The sequence below is a fragment of the Streptococcus sp. HMSC077D04 genome (assembly GCF_001808785.1).
In the GTDB taxonomy this organism is placed as follows: domain Bacteria; phylum Bacillota; class Bacilli; order Lactobacillales; family Streptococcaceae; genus Streptococcus; species Streptococcus mitis_BX.
Map to the genome: position 1 here is coordinate 60,345 of NZ_KV794529.1, position 20,084 is coordinate 80,428.

23 protein-coding genes are annotated in these 20,084 nt (G+C 40.4%); 2 read left to right on the forward strand and 21 right to left on the reverse strand.

Going from position 1 to position 20,084, the window contains the following annotated elements:
* Positions 1-82: 82 nt before the first annotated feature.
* From HMPREF2701_RS04090 to HMPREF2701_RS04140, 11 genes are all read right to left on the reverse strand, one after another.
* Positions 83-1,414 carry a hemolysin family protein gene (locus HMPREF2701_RS04090; RefSeq protein ID WP_070482199.1) on the reverse strand — a complete coding sequence of 444 codons (1,332 nt, stop codon included), beginning with the start codon at positions 1,412-1,414 and terminating at the stop codon, positions 83-85.
* A 152-nt stretch (positions 1,415-1,566) separates the two neighbouring features.
* Positions 1,567-2,391: a DNA-entry nuclease EndA gene (gene endA / locus HMPREF2701_RS04095; RefSeq protein ID WP_049515993.1), complete on the reverse strand. Its 825-nt coding sequence runs from the start codon at positions 2,389-2,391 to the stop codon at positions 1,567-1,569.
* 38 nt (positions 2,392-2,429) lie between these two features.
* Positions 2,430-2,618 carry a DNA-directed RNA polymerase subunit beta gene (locus HMPREF2701_RS04100; RefSeq protein ID WP_049516029.1) on the reverse strand — a complete coding sequence of 63 codons (189 nt, stop codon included), beginning with the start codon at positions 2,616-2,618 and terminating at the stop codon, positions 2,430-2,432.
* Positions 2,611-3,894, reverse strand: a complete 1,284-nt coding sequence (gene murA / locus HMPREF2701_RS04105; RefSeq protein WP_049515995.1) for a UDP-N-acetylglucosamine 1-carboxyvinyltransferase — start codon at positions 3,892-3,894, stop codon at positions 2,611-2,613. The genes HMPREF2701_RS04100 and murA overlap by 8 nt, the downstream gene beginning before the upstream one ends.
* A gap of 23 nt (positions 3,895-3,917) precedes the next feature.
* Positions 3,918-4,148: a DUF1146 family protein gene (locus HMPREF2701_RS04110; protein ID WP_000250398.1), complete on the reverse strand. Its 231-nt coding sequence runs from the start codon at positions 4,146-4,148 to the stop codon at positions 3,918-3,920.
* 56 nt (positions 4,149-4,204) lie between these two features.
* Positions 4,205-5,242 carry a SepM family pheromone-processing serine protease gene (locus HMPREF2701_RS04115; RefSeq protein WP_033688116.1) on the reverse strand — a complete coding sequence of 346 codons (1,038 nt, stop codon included), beginning with the start codon at positions 5,240-5,242 and terminating at the stop codon, positions 4,205-4,207.
* Positions 5,226-5,714, reverse strand: a complete 489-nt coding sequence (coaD, locus tag HMPREF2701_RS04120) for a pantetheine-phosphate adenylyltransferase (protein ID WP_049510790.1) — start codon at positions 5,712-5,714, stop codon at positions 5,226-5,228. Before coaD ends, HMPREF2701_RS04115 begins: the two co-directional genes overlap by 17 nt.
* The gene (gene rsmD, locus HMPREF2701_RS04125) at positions 5,704-6,243 is read right to left on the reverse strand and encodes a 16S rRNA (guanine(966)-N(2))-methyltransferase RsmD (protein WP_049510789.1); all 540 of its coding nucleotides are present in this window, start codon (positions 6,241-6,243) and stop codon (positions 5,704-5,706) included. Before rsmD ends, coaD begins: the two co-directional genes overlap by 11 nt.
* 64 nt (positions 6,244-6,307) lie before the next feature.
* Positions 6,308-7,300 carry an aspartate--ammonia ligase gene (gene asnA, locus HMPREF2701_RS04130; protein ID WP_049510788.1) on the reverse strand — a complete coding sequence of 331 codons (993 nt, stop codon included), beginning with the start codon at positions 7,298-7,300 and terminating at the stop codon, positions 6,308-6,310.
* Positions 7,301-7,410: 110 nt separating this feature from the next.
* A complete protein-coding gene (locus HMPREF2701_RS04135; RefSeq protein ID WP_049510787.1) occupies positions 7,411-8,094 on the reverse strand; it encodes a Bax inhibitor-1/YccA family protein in 684 nt (227 codons plus the stop codon).
* Positions 8,095-8,148: 54 nt separating this feature from the next.
* On the reverse strand, positions 8,149-8,889 hold the full coding sequence (locus HMPREF2701_RS04140; protein WP_049510786.1) for a TrmH family RNA methyltransferase: 741 nt from the start codon (positions 8,887-8,889) through the stop codon (positions 8,149-8,151).
* Positions 8,890-8,922: 33 nt separating this feature from the next.
* Here HMPREF2701_RS04140 and HMPREF2701_RS04145 point away from each other — a divergent pair, with 33 nt between their 5' ends.
* Together HMPREF2701_RS04145 and yidC are read left to right on the forward strand one after the other, a co-directional pair.
* A complete protein-coding gene (locus HMPREF2701_RS04145) occupies positions 8,923-9,201 on the forward strand; it encodes an acylphosphatase (protein ID WP_070482201.1) in 279 nt (92 codons plus the stop codon).
* A 77-nt stretch (positions 9,202-9,278) separates the two neighbouring features.
* On the forward strand, positions 9,279-10,205 hold the full coding sequence (gene yidC, locus HMPREF2701_RS04150; RefSeq protein WP_070482255.1) for a membrane protein insertase YidC: 927 nt from the start codon (positions 9,279-9,281) through the stop codon (positions 10,203-10,205).
* Between the two features lie 176 nt (positions 10,206-10,381).
* Here the strand turns inward: yidC and HMPREF2701_RS04155 are convergent, their stop codons facing one another.
* The 10 genes from HMPREF2701_RS04155 to rmuC all read right to left on the reverse strand — a co-directional run bounded on the left by HMPREF2701_RS04155 (position 10,382) and on the right by rmuC (position 20,083).
* Entirely contained in the window at positions 10,382-11,470 is a 1,089-nt protein-coding gene (locus HMPREF2701_RS04155; protein ID WP_049515998.1) for a sensor histidine kinase, read from the reverse strand.
* Positions 11,440-12,126 (reverse strand): response regulator transcription factor, encoded by a 687-nt coding sequence (locus HMPREF2701_RS04160; protein WP_000323581.1) that lies wholly within the window; start codon positions 12,124-12,126, stop codon positions 11,440-11,442. Before HMPREF2701_RS04160 ends, HMPREF2701_RS04155 begins: the two co-directional genes overlap by 31 nt.
* Positions 12,127-12,187: 61 nt before the next feature.
* The gene (locus HMPREF2701_RS04165; RefSeq protein ID WP_049516002.1) at positions 12,188-12,907 is read right to left on the reverse strand and encodes a hypothetical protein; all 720 of its coding nucleotides are present in this window, start codon (positions 12,905-12,907) and stop codon (positions 12,188-12,190) included.
* 1 nt (position 12,908) lies between these two features.
* Positions 12,909-13,694 (reverse strand): ABC transporter permease, encoded by a 786-nt coding sequence (locus HMPREF2701_RS04170; RefSeq protein WP_049516004.1) that lies wholly within the window; start codon positions 13,692-13,694, stop codon positions 12,909-12,911.
* A 1-nt stretch (position 13,695) separates the two neighbouring features.
* Positions 13,696-14,406, reverse strand: coding sequence for an ABC transporter ATP-binding protein (locus HMPREF2701_RS04175; RefSeq protein ID WP_023943463.1), 711 nt, complete (start codon positions 14,404-14,406; stop codon positions 13,696-13,698).
* A gap of 319 nt (positions 14,407-14,725) precedes the next feature.
* Positions 14,726-15,520, reverse strand: a complete 795-nt coding sequence (pflA, locus tag HMPREF2701_RS04185; RefSeq protein ID WP_004255837.1) for a pyruvate formate-lyase-activating protein — start codon at positions 15,518-15,520, stop codon at positions 14,726-14,728.
* Between the two features lie 125 nt (positions 15,521-15,645).
* Positions 15,646-16,896 carry a diaminopimelate decarboxylase gene (locus HMPREF2701_RS04190; protein ID WP_004255836.1) on the reverse strand — a complete coding sequence of 417 codons (1,251 nt, stop codon included), beginning with the start codon at positions 16,894-16,896 and terminating at the stop codon, positions 15,646-15,648.
* Positions 16,897-16,962: 66 nt separating this feature from the next.
* Positions 16,963-17,790, reverse strand: coding sequence for a pur operon repressor (gene purR, locus HMPREF2701_RS04195; protein ID WP_004255834.1), 828 nt, complete (start codon positions 17,788-17,790; stop codon positions 16,963-16,965).
* A gap of 105 nt (positions 17,791-17,895) precedes the next feature.
* Positions 17,896-18,837 (reverse strand): 3'-5' exoribonuclease YhaM family protein, encoded by a 942-nt coding sequence (locus HMPREF2701_RS04200; protein WP_049492793.1) that lies wholly within the window; start codon positions 18,835-18,837, stop codon positions 17,896-17,898.
* A complete protein-coding gene (rmuC, locus tag HMPREF2701_RS04205) occupies positions 18,827-20,083 on the reverse strand; it encodes a DNA recombination protein RmuC (RefSeq protein WP_070482203.1) in 1,257 nt (418 codons plus the stop codon). The genes HMPREF2701_RS04200 and rmuC overlap by 11 nt, the downstream gene beginning before the upstream one ends.
* Between the last annotated feature and the right edge of the window lies 1 nt (position 20,084).

Here is a 20,084-nt window from a genome sequence, read left to right on the forward strand (position 1 = left end):
GACGCGGTTTGAATTTGATTTTCGAAGAGTATGAAATCAACTGAAAAAAGCTTCGTCACGCCTGGTGACAAAAGCCTCTAGTTTACTCTGTTTCTTCTTCTATTTCAACTTCGGTAATTTGGACTTTTACCTTGGTAACACGTCCATTTTTTACTTTATCATTGGTTAGGATAAGCTGTTTGTTTTGGCTGACTAATTCATAACTGAGTTTCTCAGTCGTTGGAATGGTCCCAACTCCTGTCAAATAGTAACCAGCGATGGTATCAACGTCATCACTTTCCAGTTCAACATCAAAGTAGTCATTAAAATCATTGAGATTCATGGTACCTTGAACAATATAAGTATCTTCTCCAATTTTATGAACTTCGATTTCAGCCTTATCTGTTTCGTCATCGATTTCCCCAACGATTTCCTCTAAGAGGTCTTCCAGGGTCACCAAACCAGCCATCCCACCGTATTCATCCAGCAAGATTGCCATTTGTCTTTGGGTATTGCGCAGTTCTTTTAACAAGTCATCCACAAAAATAGTTTCAGGAACAAAAAGTGGATCTTGTAAGATTTTCTTCCAAACAATATTGTCAAAACCGTCCACAAAGCCCGCATTAAGGAGACTCTTGGTGTGAATGATCCCAATCACGTTATCCTTATCCCCATCATAGACAGGGATACGAGAATAATTTTGTTTTAAAATACTTTGGATGATGGTTTGACTATCATCCTGAATATCGACCATAAAGGCATCTGTTCGAGGAACCATAACTTCTCTGGCCATTAATTCGTCCAGTGAAAAAATCCCTTGTAACATTTCAATTTCGTCAGCATCTAGTGTTTCTTCACTATTTGTCAGCATGTACTCAATTTCATCACGGGTCATTTTTTCGTCAGCATCGTCAAAGGTCATAGGAGTCAAGCGACTCAAAAGATTGGTAGATGCAGATAAGAGCCAAACAAAGGGACTAACTAGTTTCCCCAATCCAATAATAACTGGCGCTGTACGAATCGCTAAGGCAACCTTTAGATTAAGAGCGATTCTCTTAGGATACAATTCCCCAAAAACGATGGAAATATAAGTCAAAAATGCTAAAGACAGAAAACTGGCAACGGCATAAGATGTTTCACCATTTCCAAGCCAAGATGCAATTTCTCGTCCCAGAGTGTCTGCCAAACTCGCCCCTGATAAGATCGTAATCAGGGTAATCCCTACTTGAATGGTTGATAAAAAGTGGTTAGGATTTTCTAGTACCTTCAACAGACGGATATAGCGTCTATCTCCTTCTTCTGCCTTTTGTTCAACCCGCGCACGGTTAAGTGAAACCATGGCCATTTCTGTGGCTGAGAAAAAGGCATTTAATACCGTCAAGATAAACAATAAAACAAATTGTAGCAACAAATTCTGACTACTTGGGTCTTCCATAGTTCTTCTCCTAAAATAGTATCTTATCCTTTATTATATCACAAAATATAGTCCAGTACATATTATTTTTTCTCAATGTCTATTCTAGCCCTACTTAAATGGTCCAAAAAAACTCCTACATCCACAAGTGACATAGGAGTTGATCTTATCTTTTACTGAGTTACCGTTACTTCTCCAGTCCGGTAATCCAGTTGAAGTCCCTTTTGAACATTGGGAACTAGAACATTGAATTCCAATTCTCCATCTGAAGACTTGGCTTCAATCTGTGAAGCTGAAGGAACTAAATCCTCATTTGTAGCGTAATAAAGGGTTACACGGTAACGGACACGCTTGTTTTGGTCCAAGGCTTTACGCACCATGCTTTCATAGTAGTTTTGACCAGTCGAATCCTCAGCTTGCGCCTGATTTGCCCAAGCTGTCTGGACAGCAATGTTTTTAGGATTGCTTGTTGAGGCATCAAAACCATCCAAGCCACCGATTAAGGCATAGCCTAACAAGTGACCTCTATCGACCGCATGGGTATAAGAACCCTTAAGATTCTTAACCTGATGCCAGCCTGGAGGAGTCCATGAAGTCGAACCATTCCCCGTTTCTTCACGATTCTTGTACTGGCGAGTTGCCTTAGACAAGAGAGCATTGGCTACAGTTGGCACAGTTTCCTTTCCCACTGTCTTTGTTTTATTATCAGCGTAGGGTTTACTTGAAACCTTGGCATCTAGATTTGTTTTATTACCATTGACGATAAAAGCACCTGAGCCATTCCACTCAAGACTCCCTTTTATTTGGCTTCTGACTGCATCTGTTAAGACACTTTCTGCCAATTCTTGACTTGGAGCTTCAGGCGCTTGTTTTTTCTGACTAAGCTTGGTTTTGGGACCATTAGCTGTCGTCTGCATCTGCTTGATATAATAACTCCCTGCAGACAAAAGCAATAACACTAACAGTCCAATCAGGGTCTGTCTTGTTTTTTTGTTCATATTTCTCCTTATCTCTAGAAAAAGGCTGGTCTACCAGCCTAATTTCCTGTAAATTTATGAATCAATTCCTGCCATTTTGCTGGAGACAGGATAGCCCATGGATCTTGACCCTTGCCCAAGATTCCATAACCTACCATTAAACCAATTCCTAGGGCTAGAAGGCCTAAAACCAGTACCAGAATGACTAAAAGCAAACGCTTGGCTACGTAGCCTGATTTCTTATTCATCTTCATCACTTGCCTCAATCCGCTGAATCTTAGCACCCAGCTGCGCTAACTTCTCATGAAAACGGTAGTAGCCTCTATCCAAGTGGACTAATTTACCAACTACGGTTTCTCCTTGTGCTACCAAACCTGTCAAAATCAAGGCTGCACTGGCACGAAGGTCAGTTGAAAGAACTTCTGCTCCCTGCAAAGGCTGTCCACCAACAATACGTGCTGTATCACGGATAATTTCAGAGTGCAAGCCCATACGGCGCATTTCTTCTAGGTGTTGGAAACGATTTTCAAAAACTGTCTCCACCATAGTTGATTCGCCTTTTGCGACAGTCATCAAGGCTGTAAATTGAGCCTGCATATCTGTTGGAAATCCTGGGTGGGGCAAGGTTTTCACATGGACAGCTTTTAGATTTTCTAGTTGAGAGCGAACTCGAATTCCTTCAGTCTCCTCCGTCACTTCCACTCCCATTTCAAGCAATTTGGCAATCAAGGGACGGTTGTGCTCCCAAACAGCATCTTTAATCAGGACATCACCACCAGTCATGGCAGCAGCCACCATAAAGGTTCCAGCTTCAATACGGTCTTGGACCACATTGTGAGTCGTACCATAAAGTTTCTCCACACCGGTAATGGTAATGGTCTCTGTACCAGCACCTTTTACTTTAGCTCCCATTTCATTTAAGAGAATGGCTAGGTCCACAATCTCAGGCTCACGCGCAGCATTTTCAATCACTGTAACCCCATCAGCCAGCGTCGCTGCCATCATCAAGTTCTGAGTAGCACCAACACTTGGGAAGTCCATGTAGATATGAGCTCCATGTAAGCGATCAGCCTTGGCTTCGATATAACCAGCTGTCTGACTAATCTTAGCCCCCATAGCTTCTAGACCTTTCAAATGCAGATCAATAGGGCGGCTACCAATCGTACAACCACCTGGCATGGATACCTTGGCATGACCTACACGGGCAAGAATTGGTCCCAAGACAACGATAGATGCACGCATCTTGCTGACATACTTGTAAGGAGCTTCCTCAGTGATATCGCCAGTCGCGTCCACCTCAACAAGATGAGCTTCTTCATTAAAATCCACCTTGGCATTCAAACCACGAACCACCTGATTCATAGTGAAAACATCTGACAGGATAGGAACATTCTGCAAAACAGTCTTTCCTTCACTTGCTAGAATTGTCGCTGCCAACAAGGGTAAGACTGCATTCTTTGCTCCTTCGATCGTAACACTTCCTACCAGACGATTATCGCCACCTTGAACCACAATTTTTTCCATACTTATTTCCTTTACTCTTGATTTTATAATAATCCTCTAAACGCTTCTTGCCACAACTGATATAGGCTGATAAAGAAAGAACTCATGATGTAGCCCATTACAATGCTAAAAAAGGCTACTAGTAAACGAACTTTTCCTGTATTCTCAGCTGTCACTTTTAAAACCTTTTCCCATCTAACAAGATTCTTTAAAAGGTAAAAACTCACATAAATAAAGAGCATGTGACTGCTTAGAGTGAATAATAATTGAACCATTTGACTATTATACCATCTTCTCTGTTTGTGCGCTAGTTTGGAAACTTAACTTAAAACTAGGGATTGTTTTTCAAGTAATCAATTGCATCTTGTAGGGTTTTAACTGGCACGATTTTCATATCTGTCTTGATTGTTTTAGCTGCTTCTAGGGCTGTTTGGTAGTTGTTTTTCGCATCAGGATGTGCTTTTTGTTCTTCTTCGCTAACAGGGTTATCTGGAGCAAAGAAAATAGCAGCACCTTCTCTAGCCGAAGCTACAACTTTCTTATCAATACCTCCAATGTCCCCCACATTCCCATCGCGGTCAATAGTTCCTGTACCGGCAACAATGCGGCCATTACGAAGGCCTGGGTCAGCTATTTGAGTATAGATAGCCAGACTAAACATAAGACCTGCACTTGGACCGCCGATACCAGCTGTTGAAAAGCGAATTGGGATATCACTGGTCACTTCCGTACGGTCAATCAAGCCGATTCCAATTCCATTTTTGCCATTTTCTAGCGTAATGATTTTTCCTTCTGCAGACTTGGTTTGCCCATCTTCTTCATAGGTGACCTTGACAGAATCTCCTAATTTTTGAGAATTGACGTAATCAATCAAGTCTTTGGAACTGTCGAAGGTCTGATCATTGACTGCTGTGACCGTATCAGAGATGTTGAGAATCCCTTTAAAGGTCGAATTATCCGTCACATTCAAGACATAAACCCCGAGATATTTAAGTTCAATATCCTTACCAGCTGTTTTTAACCCTTGATATTTGGCCATATTTTGCGATGTTTGCATGTAGAATTGATTGATCCGCATAAATTCCACATCGGAAGAGCCACCTGTAGTCTCTTGGGCACTACGAATATCTGTAAAAGGCGTCAACCACGCATAAATCATATGGGCTAAAGTGGCATGTTGGACACCAACCGTAACGAATTGATAGGCACCAGCTTCCTTATCTTCTGTGTCATTTACTTTAAGGACTTGGCGAATATCTTCCGAACCACCTGGAACTTCTATATAGTAGGGCAAGGGCACTACAAATGCCAAGAAAGTCACAATCAAGGCCGCAATGACATATAAGGGCCATCTAATCTTTTTTTTCATTTTTTATTTCCTCCAAAATACTCTCGGGAACATAGCAGGTAATATCCTGACCAAACTTCAAAAGCTCTCTAACACCTGATGAACTGATATAGAGATGTTCAGGTCGGCTATGTAAATAAATGGTCTCTATATTAGAAGACAGCTGATGGTTGTAGTAATCAAAACTGGCTTCATATTGCAAATCCGACGCATTCCTCAAACCACGCACTAGACAAGTAGCCCCCAGTCTTTTTGCGACATCAACCACCAATTCATCATGTGAAAACACGACTTCAACATTTCCCAAATGTTTCAAAGCATCTTCTAACCCCCGTTTACGATTTTCGATAGGGAGAAATCCTTGTTTGTGAGGATTAAAAAAAATACCTACGTAGAGCTTATCAAAGAGTTTGCTCGCCCGTTCAATGATATCCAGATGCCCATTTGTCATCGGATCAAATGAGCCTGTGAATAAGCCAATCTTATCTGACATAGACTGTCACCTTACTAATTCCATAAATCTTTTCCTTCCAGATGCCCAGGCAGGCAATTTCTTCTGGAAGTTCGACGGCCTTATCCGTCTCACACACGACCATGACATCTTCAGAAAAAAGCTCTTTCTCAGCCATTTTTTCAATATCTGCTACGATTTGTTCCTTGGCATAAGGAGGGTCTAAGAAAATGAGGTCAAATTCCCCAGATACCTGTTCCAATGCCCTTTCTGCATCCATCTTGAGGAGTTGAAATTTCCCAACTTCCTTGGTCATCTGAATATTTTCAGCCACGATAGCCTGAGCCTTACGGTCTCGCTCCACCAAAACAGCACTGGACATGCCACGCGATACTGCCTCGATAGATAAAGCACCACTACCTGCATAAAGGTCCAAGACTCGTCCACCTTCAAAGTAGGGACCAATCATGTTAAAAATGGCTCCCCTAACCTTATCTGAAGTAGGTCTTGTCGTCTTGCCTTCTAGTGTCTTGAGGGGGCGTCCCCCATAGATTCCTGATACGATCTTCATACCGTTTATTATACCAAATTATGAGCGAAAAGAGAAAGAAAACCGAACCTTGCGGTTCGATTCTCTACAAAATATTTTCGTAAGTATCGCGGACTTCTTGAGGCCAAACACTTGTTTGCACTTCTCCGATGTGTTTCTTGCGAAGTAGGAACATGGCCATCCGAGATTGTCCAATTCCTCCACCGATTGTCAATGGGAATAAGCCGTTCAACAAAGCCTTGTGCCATTCCAATTCTAAACGGTCTTCATCACCTGTGATGGCAACCTGACGGCGAAGAGTTTCTTCATCTACACGGATTCCCATAGAAGACAACTCAAAGGCTCCACCTAAAGACTCATTCCAAACAAGAATATCACCATTTAGACCCTTATAGCCATTTTCAGACTCACTTGTCCAGTCATCGTAGTCTGGTGCACGTCCATCGTGCGGTTTACCGTCTGGTAATTCACCACCGATACCGATCAAGAAGACTGCTCCAAATTCTTTACAAATAGCATTTTCACGCTCTTTTGGTGTCAAGTCTGGGTAGCGTTCTACCAACTCTTCTGTGTGGATAAAGGTGATTTGTTTTGGCAAGACAGACTCAATATCATAGCGGGCTTCAACAGCTAGCTCAGTCAGGCGAATAGCCTTATAAATCTTCTCAACTGTTTCTTTTAGGTAGGCAATGTTACGTTGTCCATTTGGGATAACCTTCTCCCAGTCCCACTGGTCAACATAAACAGAGTGGGTCGCATCAAGCGAATCTTCGTCTGGACGAAGGGCCTTCATGTGGACGAAAAGACCTTCACCTTCACCGAAACCAAAACGAGCCAAAGTGTGGCGTTTCCATTTGGCAAGGGAGTGCACCACTTCATAAGTAGCATCAGGGATTTGGAGAACCTTGACCGATACGGCATTCTCCACACCTGATAAGTTGTCCTGCATCCCGTCGCCGACCCTACTCAAGATAGGACCTTGAACTTCGACAACTTCTAACTTATCTTTCAAATACTGGGTAAAAGTGTTTTTGACAAAGGAAATTTCTTCTTGTTGATGGATAAAACTTTTCTTCATAAACTACTCCTCAAAAAATTAATTAAAAGCATTATACACCTATTTCCAAGAAAAGAAAAGACCAAATATAAAAAAATCAGTGCTCCTTCGAACACTGATGTTAGGGACCTTTAGTCATTGCGACCGAAGATACGTAGAATACTTAGGAAAAGATTGATAAAATCAAGATAGATACTGAGAGCCATTGACACAACCCAACCTGTCTCTACACGACCTTGTGATTGCTCATATGCATAGCGAATTCTTTGGTTGTCCCAAGCAATCAGCCCAGAGAAGACCAAGACCATGGCTACGCTAATCATATAATCAAAGAAACCGCTAGCCAAGAAAATATTGACTACCATAGCAATCAACAAACCGATAAGAGCCGCCATCATAGCCCGACCAAGGCCACTCAAATCTTTCTTGGTGAACATACCGACTGCCGCCATGACAAAGAAGAGAAGGGCGCTTGATACAAAGGCAGATAAAACTGTACCTGGAGTATAGAAGGCCACCACAAAACTGAGGGTAAAGCCGTTTAATACTGAGTAAAGTAAAAATACTGGAAGAGCCGCTGGACTATTCTTCGAAGCCATACTGCTGGCAACAAAGACCAGAGCTAGCTCTGCAAAAGTAGCAATGGTCAACCAGAGGCGTCCCTGCATCAAAAAGTAAACCAACTGAGACTGAAAGACGGTCAACATAAGACCTGATACTAAAGCGGATAGTCCGATCCCCAGACCAACAAAGGCATAAACCTTAGCATAAAATTGATTGAGACCTGCGCGGTCGTGAATAATAGTGTGATTCATCTTTTCTCCTTTTCTATGAACATCTTTCCTTGATTATAACAAAGAAAGTTAAAATTAGCTTAAATGGAAAATTAAAATACCAGCTGCAACGGCAACATTGAGACTCTCCGCCTGCCCCTTCATACTAATGTGGACCAACTGGTCTGCACTTTCAGCCATAAGGGGACTAATTCCTTGCCCCTCATTTCCCATGACTAGTACAAAATTTTCTATAGGAGGCAGTTCTCTGTAATCAACAGAATCTTTAGATAAGGTTGTTGCTAGCACTGGGATAGCTGCCTCTTTAGCTCCCTCGAGAAGCCTTTGACTAGACATCCGATAAATAGGTAAATGGAAATGACTACCTTGCATGGAACGTAGGGTTTTGAGACTGTAGATATCTGCCGACTTTTCTGAAACAATCACTCCAGTAAAACCTGCTGCATCCGCAGTCCGAATGATCGTTCCCACATTACCAGGATCTTGTACATCTTCCAAAAACAAGAACTTGCCCTGACTAAAGTCAGCTTGCCCTACTTCTTCTTTTTGAACCACCGCAACAATTCCCTGTGGAGTCTGAGAATCTGCCAAATCTAGCAAAATATCCTCTGACACCCAGACAGTTTGCGGAAAAATAGCTAACTGATCTCGGTAACTTTCTAGGGCAAAGATTTTCTCAATAGTCACTCCAGCTTGAACAGCTTCTTCAAACAAGTGCCAGCCTTCAATCAAATAAGCAGACTTGCGGTATTTTTTTTGGTGTAATTTCTTGGCATTTTTTACCACAGAATTAGCTTTTGAGGTTATAATAGTCATAGAAATATTATAACACAATCAAAGGGGTTTTGTATGCAAAAGGTTAGGATGATCGCCCAAGGTAGGGTACAGGGAGTCGGCTTTCGTTGGGGTGTTTACAGCTTGGCGCTTGAAATTGGTGGCATCACAGGTCGGGTATGGAATAACGACGATGGCACAGTGGAAATCTTAGCCCAAGCAGACTCCTCTGCCACTATGGCAAAATTTATCCAAGAAATCCGAAAAGGTCCGACACCTTTTTCAAAAGTTACCTATCTAGATGTACAAATGAGCAACTTTTCATCCTATTCGGACTTCAAAGTCGCAAATTAGGTCTCTAGAACTATTGTATATTTTACAAAAAAACAGTAGAATAGAAAGGTATAATTTTTAAAGAAGGAATGAAAACATTGAAATCTATTAAACGTTTTGCCCTCTCTGCTATGGGAGTGGCTATGCTACTCGTCTTGACAGGCTGTGTCCAAGTAGACAAAGCAACAGGTAAGCCAATTGGTCCCGTTTGGGATTTCTTGGGTGCTCCGATGGGAGAAGCTATCAAGTACTTCGCTACTGATAAAGGTCTAGGCTTCGGGGTCGCTATCATTATCGTAACCATTATCGTGCGCTTGATTATCTTGCCACTTGGTATCTACCAATCATGGAAAGCAACTCTGCACTCTGAAAAGATGAACGCCCTCAAGCACGTCCTTGAGCCACACCAAACGCGTCTCAAAGAAGCAACGACTCAAGAAGAAAAACTCGAAGCCCAACAAGCTCTCTTTGCCGCTCAAAAAGAGCACGGCATCAGCATGTTTGGTGGTGTAGGATGCTTCCCTATCCTCCTTCAAATGCCTTTCTTCTCAGCTATCTACTTTGCTGCCCAACATACTGAAGGGGTTGCTCAAGCAAGCTACCTAGGCATTCCTCTAGGTTCTCCAAGTATGATTTTGGTTGCCTGCGCAGGTGTCCTTTACTATCTTCAATCGCTCCTTTCACTTCACGGAGTAGAAGACGAAACGCAAAGAGAACAAATCAAGAAAATGGCTTACGTGAGCCCAATCACGATTGTTGTCTTCTCCCTCATTTCACCAGCCAGTGTCACACTTTACTGGGTTGTCGGTGGTTTCATGATGATTCTCCAACAGTTTATCGTCAACTATATCGTTCGTCCAAAACTTCGCAAAAAAGTCCGTGAAGAACTAGCCAAGAACCCACCAAAAGCACGTGCTTTCTCTACACCAAGTGGACGAAAAGACGTTCCCCCTGAACAACCAACTGCTATCACAAGCAAGAAAAAACACAAAAATCGCAACGCTGGAAAACAACGTTCGAGATAAAGCTACGTAAATTATCCAATAATTAAAAAACGAATGAATGATAAATAGTTTTCATCAACTAGATATCATCATTCGTTTTTATTATCTACCGTTACATCTTATACTAGTCGAAAAAGTTAAATAGTTTAAAAGCTCACATATAAAAACTATTCAATCATAAATTAACAAGTAAATCACTATGATTTAATACAATTCACAGTTATTAAAACTTCTGCTCCCTCGTCTCTATTTCTAAGCTCAACTCGGCCTTTGTGTAGTTTTGCAACTCTACATACAAAACTTAGTCCAATACCATAATGTTGCTCTTTATACGATCTAGCTTTATCCATACGATAAAAGAGCTTTCCAAAATTAGTTAAAACTTCCTCTGGAAATTCCGAACCATTATTCCATATACCTATTTTCAATTCCTTCCCCTCTTGCTCTACTCTAATTTTAATTTTAGGATTCTGTTTATCAGCGTATTCCAAAGCATTTGTTAAAATATTTTGTATGGCACGAATCAGAAGAGATTGATTTATATAATAGTTTTCAGTTCCTTTCACATTTTGTTCAAAAGAAAACTTCATCTGATTTTTTATCAAAAAAGAGACTTCTTTCTCTAATTCATTGATAAAATCTGAAGAGGAATACTCCGTCCAACCTGTCTCATCATCATAATAGGTTTTAGAATAGTGAATCAATTGATTGAAATAATCTAGTAACTGTTGACTAGCTCTTTCTATATCTGCTAAGCATTCTTGAGATTGGTCGTTTTCAGTTATCGTCTGCAAAAATTCCACATTTCCCCTAATAATGGTTAAGGGAGTTTTTAAATCATGAGAAGCTGCTGAAACCTGAAACATCAAATCTTCCTTCTGCTGTTTCTCATTAACTATTAATTGTCGAATTCTATCTTGCATCACAATAATCCGATTTCCTGTCTCGCGAAATTCTTTAACCGTTAAACTTTCTGTACATTCCTTCTTCAACCACATACTATTTTCATAAATCAAAGTCATTTCATAACTCAGTTTTTTCAACAATTTTCCAATGTGATAACTTATTAGAACAATCAATAAAACACAAATATATATCCATGATGACACATTAAAAAAGATTGATAGAACACCACTATTGTTTAAAGTTTTCCCATCTTCATTTATTTGTATAGATACTGAAGCTAAGGGAATAAGATAGGCCATTAGTAAGCCAAGACTAAACTGCCAAATAATTCTCCAACAGGTTTCTCGAATTAATTGTCTAAAACTTTTGATTCTACCCATTGATATCCTCCACCGTATAAGGTTTTAATTGGATTTAATTGATAAGGTTTCAACTTTTGACGAATTTGATAAATGTACTCTGAAACCGAACGTAAGAGCGCTTCTGAACTTTGTGGATATAGATAATTATAAATTTCCTCAATAGAATATATTTTACTTGGGTTGCTTGCCAAAAGATTCACTATGTCAAATTCCCTCCTTGTCAGAGCAATCTTATCATCGTTTACAAATAGTTCCTTACTATCCGTATATAGTATAAGCTTCCCAATCTTTATTTGATGAACATTTCCTTTAATCCGTTCTTCACGACGTAAGTGCATTTTAACACGTGCTAACAATTCTTGCATACTAAAGGGCTTCATAATATAATCATCAGCACCTGCATTAATTCCAGCTACTAAATCTTCATCCATATCCTTAGCAGTTATAAAACAGATAGGAACAGTTATCTGTTCGCGAATCATCTGACAGATCTCTAAACCACTAACAGGCATCATAATATCTAATAGAATCAAGTCAAAGCCTGTAAAATCACAAAGATCAATCTCTTCTATCTTATTTCGTATGACTACTTCATATTTTTCATATTCTAGTACTTTTTTTATTAGGCGAAGAATAGCGAGATCATCATCTACCACCAAAATTTTATAAGCCATAACTCACCCTCCTAACTATATTATAGCACTAACCAAGAAAAAGACAGGACATCCCCTGTCTTTAGCGTACATTTCTTCCTATAAGTATCAATGTAGCAAATAGAAAAACAATTAATAACCAAACTATTTGTATCCCTAAGCCTTGCCACACTGGATAATAAAGCGACAAGGGATGGGTATAAAAACAATTCATACTAGCTAGTAATGGTAAATTTCTAAAAAAAGAACTGAATTGTAGTAACATTTGTCCCAACCCCAATAAAAGGGATAAACTGATTCCCAAAATTAAGATAAAAGACTGGGAAATAAATACAAAAATACCACTTAAAAGAGAGAAGGTTAGAATAGAAATACATGCTGGAAATAGGATTGTCAGAACATGTTTAATATTACTCAAAAGATTGATATTGTAGTATCCTTGGGCGATTAGTATACATAATGATATTACAGCGACCAATAATACAATTTCCACACATAATACAATAGCTAGTTTACAGATTATAAATTTCAAACGATTTGGACATGTAAGAAAACTGGTACGAAGGCTAGAACCTGTAAATTCCTGACCTATAAATAGAACCGCTAGACTAACGAAACCTGCCTGTCCTAAATAGAGACTTTGCAGTAGCTGTTCCAAAACAAACTGTAGAGTCAACTGGTCTGGCTTACTATTTAAAAAAACAACCATCGCCGGAATACACAGTAATAGAGCACCTATAATCAACCAGTGCCAAGGATTCATAATAAACTTGAGATACTCACTTTTAAGTTGTTCTTTCAACTTATTCACCTCCTCCAATATCTGACTTGAGTAAGCGGTAAATTGCTAAAGCCAAGAATGAGAAGTTCCAACAAAGTAAAAATAAAATATGTTGTAAACTATTATGTTCTAAAATTTGAGGAGATGTAGCAATCAATCCTTGCCCCAATGCAACTGGAAGAAATTTTGCAGCCGATATATAGTTTGCTAAGAATGTTCCTAAATTGTAGACTTGAGGAAGCAAAAATAATAGAGGAACAATGGCTGTTTTAAATGTCAAAGCCATAATATAGGCCAGCAGTCCCAACAAAGTCCAAGCTATACTGGCTAAAAATATATAGAACCAAACTGTTCCATTTAGTAAAAAAAGCAATAAGCCATCTTGTCCTAAAACATAATGTGTCATGTTAATTGTCAAGAATATTGATAGAAAGGAAATGATAAAAGAAAATATAAGCCAAACTAATGTTTTTGAAACTAGGAAAGTACTTCGATTTGTAACAGAGAGGAGGCTTGTACGAATAGCCAAGCCTTTGTATTCCTCGGCTCCGTAAATTGAGCCTAGGATAATCATAATAAAAACACCAAATAAAGTGACATCAAAACCTAAAAATTCAATAGGAGGTAAGGCCTCTGCTAAATCTGGATTTGTCTCTGGTGTAGCATGGATACCAACTGAAACAATTTGAGAAGCACCAATATTTGCTAAAAACGTTTGAAATACCAGTATCAAGAATAGTACAACATGAGTAGCTCTATTATAAAGTAATTTCAATATTTCAGAATGAAGAGAGTATATAAGTGCCATGTCACTTTCCTCCCTCTGTTAAACTAAAGAAGACTTCTTCTAGTGAAGAAAGATTTTTCATCACTTCTTGTAAAGTGCCTTTTATAAGAACTTTTCCTTTATTTATGATAACTACATCATCTGTTACTGCTTCCACTTCCGATAATATATGAGATGATAGCAAGACTGTCTTTCCTTCTTGAGCTTGTTTTTTTATAAACTCTCTAAACCACCTAATTCCTCTTGGATCCAACCCATTAGTCGGTTCATCCAATATCAGATATTGAGGATTTCCTAATAGAGCTGTTGCAATTCCTAATCGTTGTCCTTCTCCTAATGATAATTTCCCAATTTTAGATTTTTTCTTATGGCTAATATCCACCATATCCAAGACTTGTTCAATTCGCTGACTAGATATCCCATTACTAGCAGCAACTATTTTCAAATGTTGATAAACAGTCCGATCATCAGGAGCTCCTACACTGTCAAATGAAGCTCCTACAGTCTTTAGAGGAAATTTTAATTCCTTATAAGTTTGATCTCCAATTTTGGTAAGACCAGATGTTGCTTTGTCTAATCCCAATAAAATACGTAATGTTGAACTTTTACCAGCTCCATTTGGACCCAGGAAAGCAGTCACTCTACCTGCTTTTGCTTCAAAAGAAATATCTTTTAAAATTTGAGTTTGCCCATACGACTTACATAAATTTTTAATGATAATACTTTGTTCCATGATGTTCTCCTATTCTATTTAATATTTCTAAAAGTAACTATATCTTATACACTCATTTTCGGATTTTTTTCAGAATTTAGAGAGTAAAAAAGATTTAATACTCAATGAAAATCAAAGAGCAAACTAGGAAGCTAGCCGCAGGCTGCTCAAAACACTGTTTTGAGGTTGCAGATAGAACTGACGAAGTCAGTCACATATATACGACAAAGCGACGCTGACGTGGTTTGAAGAGATTTTCGAAGAGTATAAAATTTTGTTTCATTTAATTATCTATATTTGTGTAAATTTAAAAGCCCGATGTTTCCATCAGGCTTCTTTTTTATCCATGTACACGTTTCATATAGTCTTGGTAACTTTCGGTATCCATGAGCTTTTTAGCGTTCTTGACGCGGTCTGCTGTTGGTGGTTTAACCCCTTCGAGGGAATATGGAATTCCCAATTCACGCCACTTAAACTCACCCATGGTGTGATAAGGTAGAATTTCAAACTTATCAACATTTTTGAGGGTCTTGACGAACTTCCCAAGTTCAATCAAGTCATCGTCTCTATCTGTCAATCCCGGAACTAGCACGTGGCGAATCCAGACAGGTTTTCCAATATCTGATAAATACTGGGCACAGGCCAAGATATTTTTATTGGTTTGGCTAGTAACAATCTTGTGCTGTTCTTCGTTGATTTCTTTGATATCCAAGAGGACCAAGTCAGTGACAGCCATGAGTTTGTCAAACTTCTCAAGGTAACGTGGTTTATTACGGAAAGGAAGGGCACAGGTGTCCAAAGTACAGTGGATTCCTTGTTCCTTAGCCTTGGTGAAGAGAGCAATCAGGAAATCAATCTGCAAGAGGGCTTCTCCTCCACTGACTGTAATACCGCCCTTATTTCCCCAGAAACCGCGGTAGCGCAAGGCCTCTGTCAAGACATCATCTACCGTCCGTTCACGTGACTTATTGGACTCCATAGCCCAAGTATCCGGGTTATGGCAATACTGGCAACGCATGTGACAGCCCTGCAAAAAGACAATAAAGCGAATACCAGGGCCATCTACCGCCCCAAAACTTTCTGTCGAATGCACCATTCCTGTCACTTGTCCATAATCAATTGTTTCTTCAGACATATCGTTACCTTCCTTGAAAACGTTTTATAGTTTTATTATATCACGACTTGAAGGAAAAACAAGATTTTTGCCTATTTTTTAGAAAGCAATCTGTTTTTCAATTTCATTTTCAATTACTTATCATTTTATTCTTCAAAATCAAAGCCATACAAGGTTGCAAAGTAGTCCTCAGGGCGCTCTGCACGGCGGATTTGACGGGCTTTACCTTCTTCGGTATAGAGGATTTCCGCAGAACGAAGTTTGGCATTGTACTGGTAGCCCATTGAAAAACCATGAGCACCTGTATCATGAATTACCAGCAAATCACCGATTTCTGTATGAGGTAGTTCACGATTTACTGCAAATTTATCATTGTTTTCACAGAGTGAACCAACCACATCTACAACTTCAGCTGGTCCATCTGGATGGGTCAGATTGGTAATATGGTGGTAGGCTCCGTACATGGCTGGACGCATGAGGTTGACTGCTGATGCATCCACACCTAGATAGGTACGGTAGGTTTCCTTCTTATGAGTGACTCTTGTGACCAAAGCACCGTGAGGTGCCAACATAAAACGACCCAATTCGGTGAAAATCTTAACCTGACCAAGACCTGCTGGCGTAAGGACCTCTTCATACACCTTACGAACTCCCTCACCAATCAAGGCAATATCATTTGGCTCCTGGTCTGGACGATAGTTGACACCAATACCGCCAGAAAGATTGATAAAGTCTAGCGAAATGCCCAACTTTTCCTTGATTTCAACAGCCAATTCAAAAAGCTGACGAGCCAACTCTGGGTAATAGAGATGGGTGACGGTATTGGACGCTAGGAAGGAGTGAATCCCAAAAGTCTTGGCTCCTTTTTCCTTCAAGATGGCAAAAGCTTCAAAGAGCTGGTCCTTGGTCATACCAAACTTGGCTTCTCCAGGATTGTCCATAATATCTGTTCCCAGTTCAAAAACGCCTCCAGGATTGTAACGACAAGAGATAATTTCTGGAATGCCTGCTGCACGCTCTAGATGTTCAATATCTTCAAAGGCATCCAAGTTAATGGTCGCACCCAATTCACGTGCATAGGCGTATTCCTTGTCTGGCGTATTGTTTGAAGAGAACATGATCTCAGAACCAGGGAAATTCAGTTTATGACTCATCAAAAGCTCCACATAACTAGAGCAGTCCACACCGCAACCTTCCTCTTGGAGAATTTTCAAAATAGCTGGAGTTGGAGTAGCCTTAACTGCAAAATATTCCTTAAAGCCCTTGTTCCACGAAAATGCTTGGTTGACGGCTCTTGCCTTTTCACGAATTCCCTTCTCATCATACAAGTGAAAGGGAGTCGGGAACTCGGCAACAATCTTTTCTAAGTCTTCTTTATTGATAAATGGTGTTTTCATAAGTTTCCTTCTATTCTATTTGCAAAGAAAGGCTGGGACAATCGTTCCAACCTTTAGTTCTATCTCTTATTTATCTTCGTCAAAGATATTGCCAACCTCAACATCGATGGTTTGGTTCTTGACATCAATATTGGTTACCTTCAAGAGTGACTTGTAGTCAAACTGCTTTTCACGTTCTTCTTGGGCATTATCCGCAAAGACTGCTACACCAGCCAATTCCGAATCAAACTCACGCAAGAGACTAATCATCCCATTGACAGTTCCGCCGCCTTTCAAGAAGTCATCCACAATCAAGACACGGCTGCCTGCCTTGAGACTGCGTTTTGAAAGAAACATTTTCTCAATGCGATCTCCACTTGAACCGGATACATAGTTGACGCTGACAGTTGAACCTTCGGTAATTTTCAGGTCACGGCGCACAATAACAAAGGGAACATTGAGGACATTGGCAACTGCATTTGCAAGTGGAACACCCTTAGTCGCTACTGTCATAACCGCATCAATTTTTTGGTCCATAAAGCTCTTGGCAATAATGCGACCAATATTTTTCAAGATAGCTGGTGTACTAAGCAAATCAGACAGGTAGATATAGCCACCTGGCAAGATACGGTCACTTTCTGACAACTTAGCACGCAAGTCCTCAACCATTTCCTTGGCATCATGGCTTGAGATTGATGGTGTGAAAATGACACCACCACCAGCACCAGTTACTGTCTGGATATGACCGATTTCAATTTCCTCAAAGGCTCGTTTGATAATGACGATATCCTCTGAGATGGATGATTTAGCAGATTCATACTTTTCAGCAAAAGTATTGAGACTAGTTAGTTTATAAGGATTATTAATCAAATAGTTGGAAATGACAACCATTCGATCACTTCTTCTTAATTTCATTTCTATTTCCCATTTCATTTAATTTTGATATTTTATCTATTATACCATATTCACATAAAAAAACGAACATTCTTATCCTAAAAAATGCTCATTTTTCTTAAATTGTTAATCTAAATCTGGTTTATAGAAGGAACGATTGTCCATAGCGAAGATTTTATTGGTCATCTCTCCTTTATCTACCAAAGCAAGAGCTGTTGACATCATCATCATGCTAGCATCCAGATTGTCAATCATATGGATAATCTCTGCTTCCATAATGCGTGGACGGACTGGACTTCCATACTCAAGTAAGCCATGGTGACTAAGGATTACGTGACGAAGCAGAACGACTTCTTCCTTGGTATCATCGATGCCGAGTTCCATCACTGTCTTGGTAATTTCACTATCAATCAGAGCGATATGCCCAAGGAGATTGCCTCTAACTGTGTATTCGGTCTGGTCTGGTCCCGTCAACTCGATGACTTTAGCTAAGTCATGCAGCATAATCCCTGCATAGAGCAGGCTCTTATTGAGCTGAGGATAGACTTCGCTAATAGCATCCGCCAAACGCACCATGGTCGCCGTATGATAAGCCAAACCCGTTTCAAAGGCATGGTGATTGGTCTTGGCTGCTGGATAGGAGTAAAATTCCTTATCATACTTGGTGTAGAGATTTCGGACAATCCGTTGCCAGACAGGATTTTCTATTTTAAAAATCATTTGCGACATATAGTCACGGATTTCCTTGACATCAACTGGCGACTTGACCTTGAAATCAGCTGGATCATTGGGTTCACCAGGCTGAGGCAGGCGGAGGGTAATTTGATTGACTTGAGGGGTATTGTTATAAACTTCTCGGCGTCCTTTCATGTGGACAACCTTACCTGCGGTAAAGGCCTCAACGTTATGAGGTTGGGCATCCCAGAGTTTCCCTTCAATCTCGCCACTATCATCTTGAAAGGTAAAAGCTAGGTAATTTTTCCCAGCTCGAGTTTGCCTCAGGTCAGCTGACTTGATTAGGTAAAAGCCTTCAAATAGCTCATCTTTTTTCATGTGACTAATCTTCATATTCTTCCTCATCTTCTTGGAAATGGAGTAGATCAAGCGCAGGCTCACCTTCTGACAACTCAATGTGACGGAGCGTCCGCTCGATAGCTGTGGTACGACGGTTTAATAGTTCATCAATATTGCCAGAGGCATGTTGGAGGTGTTTTTGTGCCTTGACCAGAATGCCACCAAACTTGCCAAACTCGGTCTTAACACTAGCAAGAGTCTTACTAATATGGTCAGCACTCTTTTGGATATTAAGGGTTTTGAAACCAACTGATAGGGAATTGAGAAGAGCTGATAGGGTACTTGGACCTGCGACAATAATCTGCTCTTCCCGTCTCAAGTCATCAAAGAAGACCGGATTGCGGACGATTTCTGAGTAGAGACCTTCTGTCGGAACAAACAAAACTCCAAAATTGGTAGTCCGAGGCGGTGCTATGTACTTGCTCTTGATATCCTTGGCAAAGCGTTTGACGCTGGCTAGGAGCGACTTACGACAGCGTTCGATCTCGTCCTTGTCACCCGCTTCATAGGCTTCTTCTAAGCGGTAATAATCTGCCAGTGGAAACTTGGAGTCAATCGGTAAGTAGACATATTCCTGGTCACCCTGTCCAGGCAACTTGATGGCATACTCCACTCGTTCACTAGAGTTTTCAACCGTTGCGTATTCTCGTTCGTACTGGGCAGGTGTCATGATGTCTTCGATGATTTGCCCCAGTTGCAATTCTCCCAGAATCCCTCGCGTTTTGGTTCCAGAGAGAACCTTGTTGAGGGCTCCGACATCGCGGGCAACTGTCTGCATTTCTCCAAGACCACGATTGACAGACTCCAGTTGTTTGGAAACTGTCTCAAAGGAAGCTTGTAAGCGCGTCTGCAAGGTCTTTTCCAACTTTTCCTCGACTGTCTGGCGCATTTGTTCCAAACGTTGCTCATTTGATTCCTGCAAGGCTTGGAGACGTTGGTCGGTCTTATCTCTGGTTTGGAGGAGATTATCTGTCATTTCTTGACGAACTTGAGTCAGACCTTGGTGCAATTCCATTCGCACTTCTTGCAAACGGTCACTGACAGCCACTTCCAAATCTTTTTGATCTAACTGACTGGCTTGTCTGGCTTGTTCAAAGCGGTAATCCAACTGGTCTGACAAGTGATCTGCCTGATCCTCCAAGCTCTTGCTGAGATGTTTTTCCTGCTTATCCTGCCTTTGCCAAATCAGAAAGAGTCCAGCTAGGTTGGCAATCAATAATAGAACAAGTAAACTTTCCATC